Source organism: Clostridium guangxiense (genome assembly GCF_021043395.1).
Taxonomy (GTDB): Bacteria; Bacillota; Clostridia; order Clostridiales; family Clostridiaceae; genus Clostridium_S; species Clostridium_S guangxiense.
In genome coordinates, this window is record NZ_JAJNKE010000061.1 from 1 (window position 1) to 16,792 (window position 16,792).

Here is a 16,792-nt window from a genome sequence, read left to right on the forward strand (position 1 = left end):
TACATAACTTTTCTAACAGCACTGCCATAATCAAATAGCTGTTCTACATATTTAAAATTCCTTTTCCAAACATCTACAGCACCAGGATACTGTGACCATGTCTGCTTGAATTTTTCAAATTCAGCTTGTGCTGCTTTTAAACTTGGTGCTCCATATACTTTTTTTAAATTTGCAGTAAATGGTTTGTAGTCCTTACTTGGGACATATTTTATAGAATTTCTTATAAGATGTACAATACATCTTTGAACTGTCACATCTTTAAATATTGCCTTTGCACCTTCTTCTAAACCAGATACACCATCCATAGATATAAATAAAATGTCTTCTACTCCTCGGGCCTTTATTTCATCAAAAATTTGCATCCAAGTATGTTTGCTTTCTTCTTCATTTAACCATAATCCAAGTATATCCTTATATCCATCTATATCATAGCCTAATATGGTATATACTGCGTATTTTTTTGTTTCATACTCTTTACGCATAGTAACATACATACAATCTACAAAAATAAATGTATAGAACTTCTTTAGAGGTCTGTTTTGCCATTCCTCAAGATTTTCAAGTACACTGTCTGTAATATCAGAAATAGTTTCATGGGAAATTTCAAATCCATATATATCTTCAATTGTATCAGCTATATCTCTTTGGCTCATTCCTTTTGCATACATTGATAAAACCTTGTCTTGTATACCAGATACGTCTTTTGATCTTTTAGGTATCAATTTAGGTTCAAATGTAGATTCTCTATCCCTTGGAACATTAATAGGAATAGAACCATTCGAAGTTTTAAGTACTTTTTTAGTATAGCCATTTCTACGATTTGTTGTTTTCTTTTCTCTATGATCATTATTTTCATAACCTAAGTGGTTATTCATTTCTCCTTTAAGCATAGCTTCAAACATAGGTCCAAAGATATCCTTTAAAGCATTTTGCATATCTTCAACAGTAGTTGGATTATATTGTTCTAATATTTCATTTATGATCTTGTTTTGGGGTGCATCATTATTTTTTCTTGCCATAGTTTCTATTCTCATCCTTTTCATTCCTTTGTTTTTTTATTTTAACATACCCTGTATAATGAACAAAGTGCGTAAGCTTTTTTATAACTTACACACTTTATTTTACACTCTCTAAAGGAGAATGATTAATTTAAATACATCATATGTTAATGTTCAACTTATTTTGCCCTTTTGCAGAGGGCATTTTTTATTCTATTTAAATACATCATATGTTAATGTTCAACAGTTAGAAGGTTTCCCTTCCCACAATATGTGTTCATTTAAATACATCATATGTTAATGTTCAACGTTAGAGGGGATAGGGAATATATTGATTTTTAGTAGATTTAAATACATCATATGTTAATGTTCAACAGTTGTTGAAACATCTGTATAGCCTGTTTCATCTATTTAAATACATCATATGTTAATGTTCAACCTATTACACTAAGCGGTAATACCTCTGTTTCTAAATTTAAATACATCATATGTTAATGTTCAACAGACTTTTTAAGTTATCTATTTGAAGCTTTAACTGCATTTAAATACATCATATGTTAATGTTCAACCAGCACCGCCTTGTTCCATGTAATTTATTGTGTTAATTTAAATACATCATATGTTAATGTTCAACCCACTTTATTTTTAAGGTGGTTAATTCTTATTTCGATTTAAATACATCATATGTTAATGTTCAACTAATTCCTCTTGTTCTCATTGACATTTTCATTTCTATTTAAATACATCATATGTTAATGTTCAACTATTCGACTTATCATGGCAAAGGTTATACACACTCATTTAAATACATCATATGTTAATGTTCAACACCCTAGATTCATATAGTGGAGATACAGCAAAGGCATTTAAATACATCATATGTTAATGTTCAACTTTTCTGCCATGTCTGCGTACTGTTTTTGATAATCTATTTAAATACATCATATGTTAATGTTCAACTACGATCGTACCTCCAGACGTGGAGGAATAAAACAAATTTAAATACATCATATGTTAATGTTCAACCAACTGGTTTAAAGTAAATTCTAGGTCTGCATTGTCATTTAAATACATCATATGTTAATGTTCAACATGGGAAAATTTTAAACGAGAAGTTGACAACATGTTATTTAAATACATCATATGTTAATGTTCAACTTTCTAATATTCCATTCAAATCATTGATATCTAGATTTAAATACATCATATGTTAATGTTCAACTATTAAGCATTTAAAGAAGTACCCACAATTAGCTTATTTAAATACATCATATGTTAATGTTCAACAATAGATAAAGGTGCAGTTATTGAAACAAATGAAACATTTAAATACATCATATGTTAATGTTCAACTTGCGATAAACTAGGATATTTAGAGCAAAAAGAACTATTTAAATACATCATATGTTAATGTTCAACACTTTTTCTACAGACAAAAGATGTGATGCTTATTTATTTAAATACATCATATGTTAATGTTCAACTGAGCATTCAACAAAAGAAAGTTGTTATCCATTAAGATTTAAATACATCATATGTTAATGTTCAACACAATGTTTTCAACTTGTTTGCTTAATCTATCTAAATTTAAATACATCATATGTTAATGTTCAACCGCAACGCAGACAACTCAAAATGCTGCACATATGGCATTTAAATACATCATATGTTAATGTTCAACATGCAAGAAACTTCTTATTGTACTTGCTACTCCACATTTAAATACATCATATGTTAATGTTCAACTTATTGGCTCTGTTATAAAGGAAAATGATTGTATTAAATTTAAATACATCATATGTTAATGTTCAACAAATCTTAAGACTAGAATAGATAAATACTGTAAAAAATTTAAATACATCATATGTTAATGTTCAACCTATTTTGGCAAATTTAGATTCCCTTTCTTAGGCGATTTAAATACATCATATGTTAATGTTCAACATCAGATAATATACAAATAACTAATGATAATAATTTATTTAAATACATCATATGTTAATGTTCAACAGGTGTAGGAGCCTATTATAGCCTTGGGATAACAGAATTTAAATACATCATATGTTAATGTTCAACACCCTGATAGCAGCTCTTAGGAAAAACCATATATCATTTAAATACATCATATGTTAATGTTCAACTTAACCATAGTCTATTAACAAATAATATTAATACTATTTAAATACATCATATGTTAATGTTCAACATATTATTTACTTAATTTATTAATTGTTTTCTATATTTAAATACATCATATGTTAATGTTCAACTATTTAATTTGAAAGGTACTAAAAAGTATTTTGCATTTAAATACATCATATGTTAATGTTCAACAATCAAACCGAGGTTCATAATACATTAACTGATATATTTAAATACATCATATGTTAATGTTCAACATTAATGAAAAGTAACAAATTGAATTATACAATAGATTTAAATACATCATATGTTAATGTTCAACGTTCCAATTAATCTAAGACATAACATTCTAGTGCCAATTTAAATACATCATATGTTAATGTTCAACTTACACCCTCTTTGCTACATATCTATCTAATACACTATTTAAATACATCATATGTTAATGTTCAACCGGGGGTTAATGTTTTGCCCCCGCTTAAGCGTTTTTATTTAAATACATCATATGTTAATGTTCAACATGCGGACATTTCAAATGCAACTTCTTCACCGATTAATTTAAATACATCATATGTTAATGTTCAACGATTTAGTATTAGAAGCAGAAGAAGAAAAAAGAATATTTAAATACATCATATGTTAATGTTCAACATAATATTAGAAGTATTGAATTTTTAATATTATAAATTTAAATACATCATATGTTAATGTTCAACAAGTAAAAAAGATTGAATTCATTGTTTTGAATTCATTTAAATACATCATATGTTAATGTTCAACTATTTGCATATTATACCAAGAGTAATCTTAAGCGGATTTAAATACATCATATGTTAATGTTCAACGGCAAGGTATGGTGAACAGGCAATGAATAAGATGAATTTAAATACATCATATGTTAATGTTCAACGAAGAATATTCTTTTTTCAATTCCTTTGTCATTTTAATTTAAATACATCATATGTTAATGTTCAACGAAAAAGAATAATTATCATATAGAGATTGCAGGGAAATTTAAATACATCATATGTTAATGTTCAACAATTTGAAGATACAATGAAAGACTATTTAGATAGTATTTAAATACATCATATGTTAATGTTCAACATATAGCAAATGCCATAGGAGATATGCCAGAGTTATTTAAATACATCATATGTTAATGTTCAACTATTCGCATAGATATTAAAGCACAAGACAATAAAATATTTAAATACATCATATGTTAATGTTCAACAAAATTATTAATGCGTTTTAATTCAATTTCTATTCCTATTTAAATACATCATATGTTAATGTTCAACAGAAAATGTTTTAAACATAGAGAGATATTTTTACTATTTAAATACATCATATGTTAATGTTCAACCCAATGTCACCACCGTTGGGAAGTTAGAGATTCTAAATTTAAATACATCATATGTTAATGTTCAACCAATAGGTTCTAAAGCTTCAACTGCCACTTTGTAATTTAAATACATCATATGTTAATGTTCAACCAAATTGACGCTTTAGACAAACAACAGCAGGCACAATTTAAATACATCATATGTTAATGTTCAACCTTATTAACTAGACTAGTAACATTGGTTAAAGTTTAATTTAAATACATCATATGTTAATGTTCAACCAGTGAAGATGATTTTACTATAAGAGATATAGCAAAATTTAAATACATCATATGTTAATGTTCAACCTAATGGAACTTTTACTACAGCAGATGGCAAAACAGATTTAAATACATCATATGTTAATGTTCAACAAGAGAACTAGCTCAAAAAGCAAGATTAAAACAATTTAAATACATCATATGTTAATGTTCAACAGCTCTTTTTTATACATTTTTTAAGGAGGCGTAACAATTTAAATACATCATATGTTAATGTTCAACGCTATTAGATTCTGGACGCCAACAGATTATTTTTGAATTTAAATACATCATATGTTAATGTTCAACTGCCAGCTCAAAAGATGGTGGCAGACCAGGTAAAATATTTAAATACATCATATGTTAATGTTCAACAAACGAAATAACGGACAAGATGTAGATAAAGAATAATTTAAATACATCATATGTTAATGTTCAACTTTTTTGTAGGTTGGAATCTATTAGCCTTAGACTTATTTAAATACATCATATGTTAATGTTCAACAAAATATCCTTGGAGCGAAGATGAGTTTAGACATAAATTTAAATACATCATATGTTAATGTTCAACAGATTTCTTAATGAGTATACTAATATTGGAACTCAATTTAAATACATCATATGTTAATGTTCAACAGAAGACGTAGAAAATTACATTAAACAAATTTTTATATTTAAATACATCATATGTTAATGTTCAACTAGATGCTCCGTTGATAATTACAAGAACTATTGATTTATTTAAATACATCATATGTTAATGTTCAACCACTGTAAAATAGCCATTATTTATTTTTATTATACTCTTTTAACCCGCATTAATAAAGGATTTCGCGGAAATTTTTCCAACCGATTTTCATTTTTTCAAAAAAGTATATAAAAAGTGCTTCAAGGTATTGATTTGCAATAGATTGAACCACCTTTATTCATTTTAATGGTTGGAAAAATTCATTTATTTATAGTCACTAAAATTGTAACTTAAAGTATTAAATCCTCTGTATTTTTTTCATTTATCCCTAAGGTTTCCTCATCAAAGCAATCACCATTTATGAGCTTTATTATCGTTACAAAGTCTGTACCTTCAATTATTTTATCGATTTCATTCTTCAACTTTATTAGATTGGCTGGGGTTATTGTACCCCTAAACACAGAATTTTGGTGATGGTAAAAATACTTCTTACATACCTTAAAAACCTTATTTACTCGCTTTTCATTTACATCGTAAAAAACAAAAGCATAATTAAAATTAAAGTTTTTCCGCATTAAACCATCTCCTTCAAGCTAAAGGGCTTAAATTCCTTACCTTCAAGTATAAATTTTATAAGCTTGTATCCATCCAATTTTATTGCAGTTTTGTAGGATATCTTTCTCTTCAATTTATTATGCTGAAAAACCTCATCAAATCTTTCTTCTATAGCTTGTACAAATATCTTTTTTCCAGCAGTATTTAATAAACAATAATTATATTTTCTATCAAAATGCTTTGTAACCTGAAGCTTTTTAGTATTGACCAGTTCAAATATAGTTTTATATACTATTGCTGGCTTAAATACTTCCGATAAATCCAAACTTAACGAAAATCTGCCCTCGGATGGCTCGTGTAGAAAACTTATAGTTTGATTTAAATGGGTATTGTAAATTTGAGCCACAGTTTTAGAATACAAAATAGAATTTCCAAAAGAAATAAGAGCATTCATAGGATTATCTGGCGGTCTCTTTACCCTTTTATTAAATACAAACTCCTCTGGAAGGAAATATTTAAAGTCACTATAAAATCTTTGCCAAACTTCACCTTCCACTCTAAGTATCTGTTTTATATTTATCTTATCATTTTGCAAATACAGAGGGACAGCCTTTTTTATCCAATCTAAAGTCTCCTTAAGTTCACTTTTGCCATGTCTGTAGTAATGATATAAAACCTCATATATGTTATCTGCAATCCCCTGCACAAAAGCCTTTGCTATTACATTCCTTTTATTTAAAAATGCCTCAGCTTGCTTTATAGTTAAGTTACCGCTTACAAGATTCTCTTTAGGGTAAAAAGTTCCGCTGTAATATCCGTAATAATTAAAAAAATGAATTGTAATACCTGCTTTAGCTGCCAAATCGAGGAATCTGCTGTTAACATTCACTTCATTCATACAGTATATTTCTTTTACCGATTCTATAGGCAAATAAGAATTACCCTTTTCATTTTTAAATAATATGGAATTATCTTTTCTTTTAATATCTCCCATACTCATAATATATTTTGTTCCACTGCTCACCATTTCCACTTCCTCATCAGCTTATTTTATAGATTGCCAATTATTCACACCGAATCCACAGCCTTTGAAAATTAAATGACTTAAATTTCATCCTAACACCTTATACATAACAGTATTCATAATACGCACACTTTTTGCACTTCTTAACTTCGTAGGTTTTAGGAGGCATATCACTTTCCATAAGTTCTTCCATATCTATCTTTAATTTTTCCAATTCTTTTTCCAGTTCTCCCGTAAGCTCAATATATATTATTTTTTTATTTTGCTTGTTTTTTTCTTCAAATTCAATTTTGCCTTTTCTCTCAATGCCTTTGTCCTTCAATATCTTTAAATATAGGAGTACTTGCCACTTCACAGCTTCTATGTCAGCATCAGATTTTTTTATTTCAACAAGATATTCATCAGTTATTTTATCTATTTTCACATTATCTATTGAAATTTCAGTATTCTTTTTACCCTCGCTTTTAAGCTCATGAAGAATTTTACCAATACGGACATCATCACTGTTATCTTCAAGATTGATTCTATTTCCATGAAGCCAAAATTGCCGTTTGCAGTGGAAATAATAGTTTATTAGCGTTCCATTTATTTTCATAACATATCACATCCAATTGTCTCACTTTTGTTTAATTTATCTCTATCAAACTTACCTTCTGTAAAATAATCTTCTCCATTTTTTATATAATATATATTTCCAGCAAAATCATTGTATGAAATAGATAAATGTTTTACCTTATATATGAAATAATTCATCTTTTCATTTACTATAGAAAGCTTAACCTTCTTTTCGGCGTACCCAAGTTTGTTATCCTTTAGCAGTTCAACGTATTCCTCCCAAACTTCATACCCATTTAAGATTTCACTATTTTCAAGCTCTATATTTCTGCTTAAAAAAATTTGATACTCCTTATCCTCATCTTCTATAAGCTGCATCCTTTTTTCTATACCCTGGAAATCTAATTTTAAAATCATATCTTCTCTAAATTCATCAATATTTCTATCATTTTCTTTGCTTAAGCCTTTTTCTATTCTTTCCATAACTAAATCATAAAATTTAGAAAAATCTTTGTTTACTAGCATATCTCTTATTTCTTTATTTAGAAGCGTAATGTCTTTTTCCTTTCTATAATCTCCCTTATAAACATAAGTGGCTTTATCCAGATTAAAAAAATATACCATACCGCCTTCTGGTTTTTTACAGGAACGATTTATTCTTCCAAGAAACTGCTCCTCTGCATCCAATATAGACATATCCTTAAAACCGATGTCCATATCAATATCCACACCAGCCTCTATAACCTGTGTTGCCACAAGAATTATATTTTTTTCCGTTTTAACCTGTTTTATTATTTTATTTCTTTCTGCCTTATTATCATCACCTGTTATAAGCAGCAGCTTTCTTTTTAGCTTTTCACTTTTATTGATTTCAATCAAAGCTTTAAAGAAATCCATAGAAGTATTCTTACTTATAAATTCAATTAATATGTTCTTATTAGAATTTTTTGATATAGCTATAACTTTTTCCTTTATTTTTTCTATTGGAGCTTCTTCGTTTAGCAATGAAAAATCTAATTTAACCCTATTCTTAAAAAGTGGATTTTCAAAATAGTTACTTCTATTTTTAATCAACTGCACAAAGCTCTTATCTGAATCAGTTAATTTATCAAGCCTTGGAAGGGTTGCAGACATTATTATTATTTTAATATTAAGTACCTCAGCATATTTTTTTAAGAATATAATTATTTCCTTCCAAAGATTGTTTCTATAACTTTGTATCTCATCTAGAATAACTACACTGTTTGCAAGATGTGCTATTAGGAACACTGCTTCTCTACTGTTTCCAAATAAATGAGTAAATAAATTTACGTGCGTGGTTAATACAATAGGATAATGAAAAAATTGTCTATCTAAAAGTGATTTATCATAATCTACCTTTCTCTTTAACTCTTTATTATATATTTCCTTATCGTCCTCTTCTTCATCCTCTGTCATTATTGGTGTTATAGAATTTATAACCGCTATTTCTCTTTTTATTTCCTTATTGTTTTGAAATATATCATCCAAAGAATTTTTAGTCTGCTCTACTAAAGTATTAAATGGAAATATATAAAAAATCTTATTTAAATTTTTACACTTTTCAAGCAATTTAAAAGCTAAATTTATTGAGGTATTAGTTTTTCCAGCCCCTGTAGGTGCTTCTAAATAAAATATACTCTCATTAATTGTTTTTTCTAAATTTTCCTCCGCCTCCAAAAACATTTCCGTCCTAAGTCTATTTATATCATTTTTCTTAAAAGGACTTTCTCCATTTCCCTTTAAAAATTCTTTATGAAGTTGTATTTTTTCATATATTTCGCTATTTTTATAAATAGAGTAGTACTTATTTATATCTTTAATGGTACCCATATAATCTATTTTTTTGCCAGTACTGTAATTTGAGGTTGCATAAAAATCAGAAGCTGTAAGAAGAGAAAAAAGAAGCTTTGAATAAATATATACTTCAATGGATTTCCACTTTTCATTCTTTTCAATATCTAACATTGCTTTTTCTATATTTTTATATACTTTTTCAAAAAAGCCATCAGATTTTTCTTTAATTTTCCCTCTATAGCTTCTATACAAAGCTGATTTTTCTTTATAATCACTAAACGCATCAAAAAACTTTTCTCTAAACTGTGCAAGGTTTTCTAATGTTCCATGATGCTTTGATATAATGTATGAATTTAAGGTTAAAAACAAAATGATTGTACTTGAACTACTTTTTTCTATGCCCTTAACCCTTTCTAAATAATAATCAAAATATATGCATGCAGAAAGCATTGAATGTTTAGAATGCACAGTAAGAGTATCTATATCCTTAAATTTCTCATTTTTCATTTTAAAAAGCTGAAATTGTTCATTAACCTTACCAATATCATGGATATATATTGCATTGACTATTAGTTCCTTCCAAAGCCCTATTGCCACTTTATCTGAAGGTTTAAAAAAACTTCCTTCGAGCCGCAAAAACACATCATCTAAATTTTTTTCTGCGCAGAGCTTTAAAAAATAACTATAGACTAAATCTATGTGATTTTTGAGCTTTTCTCTTCCATCTTTCTTTAAATGCGCATAAAACTCGTCTAAATCCGAAACATTTTTCTCTATATCAAATTTTTTTACATCCTCAAAATACATGGCTGCCTCCTAAAATAAAAATAGATTTTTATCGCCAGATGAATAAACCTTGCACTTCTCTTTTAATTCAAGTCTGGCATTAGTAAATACCATTCTCTCTGTTATATATTGATTTGTGCTTTCCTCTAGAAGTACAGGTAATCTTTCTTCGTATTTCCAAACAATCTCTTCTTCTTCAAATAAATCTAAGCTATCATTCTTCAATATTTCAAAGTGCTTTTTAAAAAACAAGCTATGAAGCTTATTAACTTCTTTTTCTTCATGAAGTTCTACTTCTTCTACCTCTTCTATATCAGCAAAATGATCATTTTTCCCAAGGTATGGCAGAAACACGAAGCTGCTTTTCTTAAAACTTCCTGCTATTTCCTCACCATATATATTTGGATTAAGCTCCACGTATATTTCCCAACGCGGTTTTTCAAGCCATTGCTCTGTAACTATTAAATTTCCTCCTGCTTCCTTTGAGGCATATCCAACGGAATTATTGAAGCTCTGCACTCTCTTAGGAATATAAGCTCTTTCATTTAAAGGCACTATAGCTATTTTTATATCCTTAAGCTTCTCATAAAACTCTGGATAAACAGTTTTTTTATCCTGCTGATTATAACCACTAAAGCCTAAGGCAGCACCGAGTATACCTAAAACTGCTATTTTGTGAATATTTCCATATGTAAAATACAAATATGTATTCACGTCTGGTTTCTTAAAAAAAGCCGTTTGTCCTTTCAGTGTAAATTTTAAAGCCTTCATGTTTTAGAGCACTTCCCTTGTAAAAATATTAAAATGCTTTGCCTTTTCTAGCGTATTTGCAAATTCAGTAGTTAGTGGATTATAGTATACTTCAATATTTAAAATTCTATCTGAAACCTTGCTTAATATGCTGTCAAAACCTAGAGTTATAATATTTTTATCTTCTCCTTTTTCAAAATGTATATATTGAGTTAAGTCTGGCAAATATAAATCTTCTTTTGTCTCAATGAAAATTGCAAGTTCATTTTCACAACCAAGCTTAGAATTTGTGTTAAAGGCTGTTGCTGATATTATTGCAGCTTCTTTAAATTTACTATAGTCTTCTTCTGTATATCCTTCTGTCACTTCCATTTTTACATAATCTTTATAGGCAAGTGGATTAATTACAAAAGGATAAAAATAATGTGCTTCGCTGCTTACAATTTTAGTTCCCAAGGTAGTTGAATTAGCAGCCTCTTTATCATCTTCTCCGCCAGTATTATTTTTTTCCTTGCTGGCATCCCTAAATGGTGATAATATTTGCTGCTCCTCAACGCTTGTATCTTCATATTTATTAAAGCCCTGACCTATCTGCACTGCCCCTGTTATAGCTATATTATTTCCTTCCTCTGCAAAGGTTGCTCCAAAATTTTTCACATCTACTGCACTAAATAAATTTGTAATAACTTTTTTACTATCCTTTTCTTTCTTTAAATCCTTCACCTCAAATATCTCTTCATATCTTTCTTTAAGAGATTTTGGTCTAACCTTTACGCCTTCCTTTTTATCCTCTTCAATTTTTAAGGATTTAATATACAGCACCTTTTCCCCTTTTTCATCCCACATTTTTTTCATTGGATATTTTAGCGCTTTATCACTTCCAAAAATTTCCCCATTAAATATAGACTTTGGATGCCCACTAAAATCGGCATTCCAATTTGCCATAACAGATTTTATTCCTATAACTCCGTAAACTCTTTTATTCATGATTTTTTCCTCCCTCAGTTTCATTATTTTGATTTTCAACTTTATTTTTCTCATATATTAAATTGATGTAAAGATAACCTGCAACAAATAAATTTTCATTCAATTTTCCTTCTGGTATATATCCGCAAATCATTGACTGTAAATTTTTAAACCTCTTATTTACATCCCAAATGGCATAACTATATTTTCTCAGTAGATAAATTATTTCTTGTTTAAACCTTTCATTGCTTTTACAATTCAAGATAGGATTTATAAAAGAAAGATTTTTTTTACTTGATTTATTTAAGGATATTAAGTAACTAACAACTTGTCCCGCAGCAAAATAATACTCATCATCGCTTTCAAGACTAATTTCATTAGGATTTTCGCTATTGATTTTCCTTCTAAGCTTGTCTGCCAAACCTTTTAAGATATCTGCCATATTCTTCACTCCTTCAAAATATTCTAGTACACCATATCCAAGGTTATACTGTTCTTTTGCCCTGATTAAATTATTATTTCTAATTGAGTTCTTTATCAAACTCATTGTCAATTTTCCGAAGCTTTCTCTTATTACACTTGAATTTCCTTTATAAAACCATGCAAAAAAAGCTTCTCTATATATTAGCAAATTTTCCTTAACTCTAAAATCATTTAGTCTTATATCCTTTGGCTTTGTAAAATAATTGTTAGACAAAAATTTATTAAATAAAACTGCATTTATATTAGCTTCAAGTTCTTTAAGATTTTCTATCTTATCATGCTTTAAAGCTGGTTTGACATTTTTATAATCAATTGGGATAACCATTTGAATTTTTAGATTTTTGATTTTAAATCTCATTCCTACTATGTTGTCAAAATCGTGAATTTCAAGTTCTTTTCCTTTCTGTATTCTCAAAAAATATCCATTAAAATTATCTTCTAGGAATTGCCCCTTAGGCAGGCATTTTATTTTATCGTCACTTATATATACATTGTTTTTTCCTTGGTTTGCATTATTCATTAAGTAATCAAAAAACTTTTTCTGCTTACTTACTTCTTCAGTTGATATTAAATATGGAAGTGTGTTTTTGCGTGATTTATTTTCAAGATATGGCTTTTTAGCATTAAGTCCCATATTGTCATTTGGGAGTCCATAAGTTATACCTCTAATATCTATGTTATATTGCGTACTGTTGTATATGTTAGGAATTATATATTTTTTGCTTTCTTTTCTATATTCCTCAATATCTGCTTCAAAAAATATTTTAAGATAATTTTTTTCCTTGTTTCCGTCTCCAATTAAATTTTTTATGTGTTCTTTGATCCAACTTTTATTTTTTTGCAGCTTTTCTTCATTTACCTTGCCACATTCCTTTTCAACTTCCTCATACATACTCTTCTTGTTTTTATCTTTTTCATATTTTTTCATAGGATTTAAAAGTATATCATAGTATGTATCTATAATATCTTCTGTAAGCTTTTCCTTTATGCTGTCCTTCTTTATAAAAAAAGACAGATAATTATTGCTGTGAATCAATCTCTTATTTTCTATTGATTTATTTGTATCGAAAATTTTCGACAAATAGTCTCTTTCAACAAAATAACCATAATATTCATAAGTTCTATCAATGTTATTTTTACTCACTTTCAATTCTTGCTCTATATCTCCATTATCATTTACCAAAAGATAAGTTCCTTCTCTTAAATAATAATCATCTAAGATATAATTTTCTTTATCTTCATCATAAATACTATAAAACTTATCAATGCAATCCTTGAGCATGTCTTCTCACCTCCTACATCCATTTGTAGTTTACATAACCGTATCCCCTGGCATTCATTTCCAAAATTCCTGTTCCAAGGGCCAGATAAGCAATTTCCTGAGCTGTTGAATTTCCTGCTACATATAGTGTTACTTTATCTCCAAGCAGCTTTACGCCCTTGTAATTAACTCCTATAGGTTTTTTATTATCAAAGCTAATCAGTGTAAATAGCTCTATATCTTTATCTATTTTTTCACCTAAGATTTGGGCATATTTTTTTATTAAGTTATCTGTCAATCTTTTTTCGAACTCTTCTACAGAATGATTGTTTTTCCAATAGCCTTCTTCAAATTTTTCTATGCATGGTGTAATACTATATAGTTTTTCTATATTCTTTTTAGGAACAACTCTTTTCTGTACTGTCAAAACTTTAAGCTTATCAGTATATTCATTAACAAGCACCTTTTCAAAATGACTGCACAGCTTTTCATCTACAGTTCTTATTTGAAAACTATATATTCTCCCTTTAAAATAAACTTTATTTCTTTCGATTGGGTACAATGCGTTAAATACATATTTTTTGTAAGTATTTGTTTCGTGAAATTCTGCCAATTCTGAATTTTTAGTAAAACTTTTATCTATTAGTTCTGCTATTGATTGAAGGACATTTTTTTCTTCTATATTTTCAAGAAGATATGTTTTTAGCGAAAGTTCATATACTTTTAGCAATTTTGTTCACCTCCCCTTATGATATTAAAATCTTAATTGTATAAAATATTTGCATTAAGTAAAAAAATTATGGAAGGACATTATTTGTTTATTACTTTTAAGAGTTTTGTAAATCACTTTGTAATTATATTGTATATCTCCATAAATGGAATTTCAATACTATTTTTAAAAAATATATAAAAAACTTTGATATAAATAAAAAAAGAAACAATCATACATCTTTTATGACCATTTCTTCTTTTATACATTTTATGTTGATGTTCAAACTCTAATAAAAAATAGATAAAAAACTTATTTAAATACACCATATGTTAAAGTTAATCAATAAATAGTTGCTTTTTATTTTATTATAACCAATTTTACTCAATTAATAAAGTACTCTCTTAAAATTGTATAACCTATAAGTGCATAAATAATTTAAATACATCCTTATATTCTGTTTGGTTCATTATTTTTTCTATTACTGAATATTTGGTTTTTGAAGTCCTATGCGTTCTCGCGCAAACTTTTATCTATTTTATTATAGTTTATTTGTTTGGAGCATTATTTTTTTAATTGCCGAATATTTTGTTCATGAAGTCATATGCGCTCTCGCGCAAACTCTAGATGTGTACATTCTATGTTAAAGTTCAACAGTCTACTATCTCCAGTAAGTATAGCAATATGGACAATTTAAATACATCCTATGTTAAGGTTCAACCTGGAAAGGGTGAATAGTAATGGAATTAACAAGACATTTAAATACATCCTATGTTAAGGTTCAACAATAACAGCATATATGTCATCCCCAACAGCAGTTATATTTAAATACATCCTATGTTAAGGTTCAACGTATGACACCTATAGACCAATATTTTGGTTTACAGAATTTAAATACATCCTATGTTAAGGTTCAACCTCCTCCCTGTGCTTACATTCTGTCACATATCTGATTTAAATACATCCTATGTTAAGGTTCAACCATTCTTAGAGCCTAACCCACATTGATAAGCCATATATTTAAATACATCCTATGTTAAGGTTCAACAATAAAAGGACTTCATTCATGCAAGAATTAATGTGATTTAAATACATCCTATGTTAAGGTTCAACACTTGTCCAATTTTGCATCACAAGTTTCCAACCTAATTTAAATACATCCTATGTTAAGGTTCAACGGATATTTTAAAATCCAATCCATTTGACCGTAACAAATTTAAATACATCCTATGTTAAGGTTCAACTAAGAGGACTATGTAATGCAGATTTACTTGTTATAATTTAAATACATCCTATGTTAAGGTTCAACAACTTTGCAATACTTTATCACAATGGTATGTATAGATTTAAATACATCCTATGTTAAGGTTCAACTTTAAAATCTGGTAGACTTTTAAGTTTTCATTGCAATTTAAATACATCCTATGTTAAGGTTCAACCATTTGAACATAGTTATATCTTTACATTATCAAAATTTAAATACATCCTATGTTAAGGTTCAACTTACTTCGTAGGTGCAAAATTAACTTGATTCAAAGAATTTAAATACATCCTATGTTAAGGTTCAACTTAAAGAATATAGAGGCTCACCACAATTTGATTTAAATTTAAATACATCCTATGTTAAGGTTCAACTGGAATTACATATGTTCATCTTTTCATCTTTTCTATTTAAATACATCCTATGTTAAGGTTCAACCAACTAAAGCCAATATAACCGACTTAACTGTAACTAAATTTAAATACATCCTATGTTAAGGTTCAACCTTGACGATAGCCTTAAGAAAAAACCACATATCAGAATTTAAATACATCCTATGTTAAGGTTCAACGCTTTCTAAACCATCTATGTTAGGGCTTCCTAATGCATTTAAATACATCCTATGTTAAGGTTCAACGAGTTCATCATATAAATCATTAAATCAAATTGTGGATTTAAATACATCCTATGTTAAGGTTCAACACTACAGTGAATATAGTGCGAATTAGGGAGGATTTTATTTAAATACATCCTATGTTAAGGTTCAACATAAACTAAAAATTCAGCAGCATATTGACTGTCTATATTTAAATACATCCTATGTTAAGGTTCAACTCGCATTGCTACTTATATGAAGCTTACTTTTTATCATTTAAATACATCCTATGTTAAGGTTCAACAACATACCTATTCCACACAACACTAATATATTATTTAATTTAAATACATCCTATGTTAAGGTTCAACACTTATCCCTATTCTCCAATTAAAGGTCTTATATAGATTTAAATACATCCTATGTTAAGGTTCAACTAGCTTCCAGAGAATGATGTTTGGACCCTTGGTGCATTTAAATATATAAATGCTAACATAAGATTGTAGGAAAATGATCATATAAGAATGTATGAAAAATAGCCTAGATAAGTTATAAT

General features: G+C 28.1%; 9 protein-coding genes and 2 CRISPR repeat arrays. All 9 genes read right to left on the minus strand.

The features are described 5' to 3' along the window. Nucleotides 1-1,019, minus strand: a 1,019-nt coding sequence (locus LQK79_RS19655) for an IS256 family transposase (protein ID WP_231017598.1), incomplete at its 3' end; no start/stop codon positions are given. Nucleotides 1,020-1,147: 128 nt separating this feature from the next. Continuing rightward, a CRISPR array of direct repeats spans nt 1,148-5,557; the repeat unit is 30 nt; unit sequence ATTTAAATACATCATATGTTAATGTTCAAC. A gap of 209 nt (nt 5,558-5,766) precedes the next feature. After that, entirely contained in the window at nt 5,767-6,051 is a 285-nt protein-coding gene (gene cas2, locus LQK79_RS19660) for a CRISPR-associated endonuclease Cas2 (protein WP_053241493.1), read from the minus strand. Beyond that, nucleotides 6,051-7,058, minus strand: coding sequence for a type I-B CRISPR-associated endonuclease Cas1b (gene cas1b, locus LQK79_RS19665; protein ID WP_053241492.1), 1,008 nt, complete (start codon nt 7,056-7,058; stop codon nt 6,051-6,053). The genes cas2 and cas1b overlap by 1 nt, the downstream gene beginning before the upstream one ends. 97 nt (nt 7,059-7,155) lie before the next feature. Continuing rightward, a complete protein-coding gene (cas4, locus tag LQK79_RS19670; RefSeq protein ID WP_053241491.1) occupies nt 7,156-7,650 on the minus strand; it encodes a CRISPR-associated protein Cas4 in 495 nt (164 codons plus the stop codon). Beyond that, on the minus strand, nt 7,647-10,232 hold the full coding sequence (cas3, locus tag LQK79_RS19675) for a CRISPR-associated helicase Cas3' (RefSeq protein WP_231017596.1): 2,586 nt from the start codon (nt 10,230-10,232) through the stop codon (nt 7,647-7,649). The genes cas4 and cas3 overlap by 4 nt, the downstream gene beginning before the upstream one ends. Before the next feature lie 9 nt (nt 10,233-10,241). Continuing rightward, complete coding sequence (gene cas5b / locus LQK79_RS19680) at nt 10,242-10,982, minus strand: type I-B CRISPR-associated protein Cas5b (protein WP_053241490.1); 741 nt, start codon at nt 10,980-10,982, stop codon at nt 10,242-10,244. 3 nt (nt 10,983-10,985) lie between these two features. Continuing rightward, nucleotides 10,986-11,948: a type I CRISPR-associated protein Cas7 gene (locus LQK79_RS19685; RefSeq protein WP_053243287.1), complete on the minus strand. Its 963-nt coding sequence runs from the start codon at nt 11,946-11,948 to the stop codon at nt 10,986-10,988. Then, nucleotides 11,941-13,692 (minus strand): type I-B CRISPR-associated protein Cas8b/Csh1, encoded by a 1,752-nt coding sequence (gene cas8b / locus LQK79_RS19690; protein WP_231017597.1) that lies wholly within the window; start codon nt 13,690-13,692, stop codon nt 11,941-11,943. The genes LQK79_RS19685 and cas8b overlap by 8 nt, the downstream gene beginning before the upstream one ends. 13 nt (nt 13,693-13,705) lie before the next feature. Then, nucleotides 13,706-14,401 (minus strand): CRISPR-associated endoribonuclease Cas6, encoded by a 696-nt coding sequence (locus LQK79_RS19695; protein WP_053241487.1) that lies wholly within the window; start codon nt 14,399-14,401, stop codon nt 13,706-13,708. A gap of 670 nt (nt 14,402-15,071) precedes the next feature. Further along, a CRISPR array of direct repeats spans nt 15,072-16,673; the repeat unit is 30 nt; unit sequence ATTTAAATACATCCTATGTTAAGGTTCAAC. Nucleotides 16,674-16,792 lie beyond the last annotated feature (119 nt).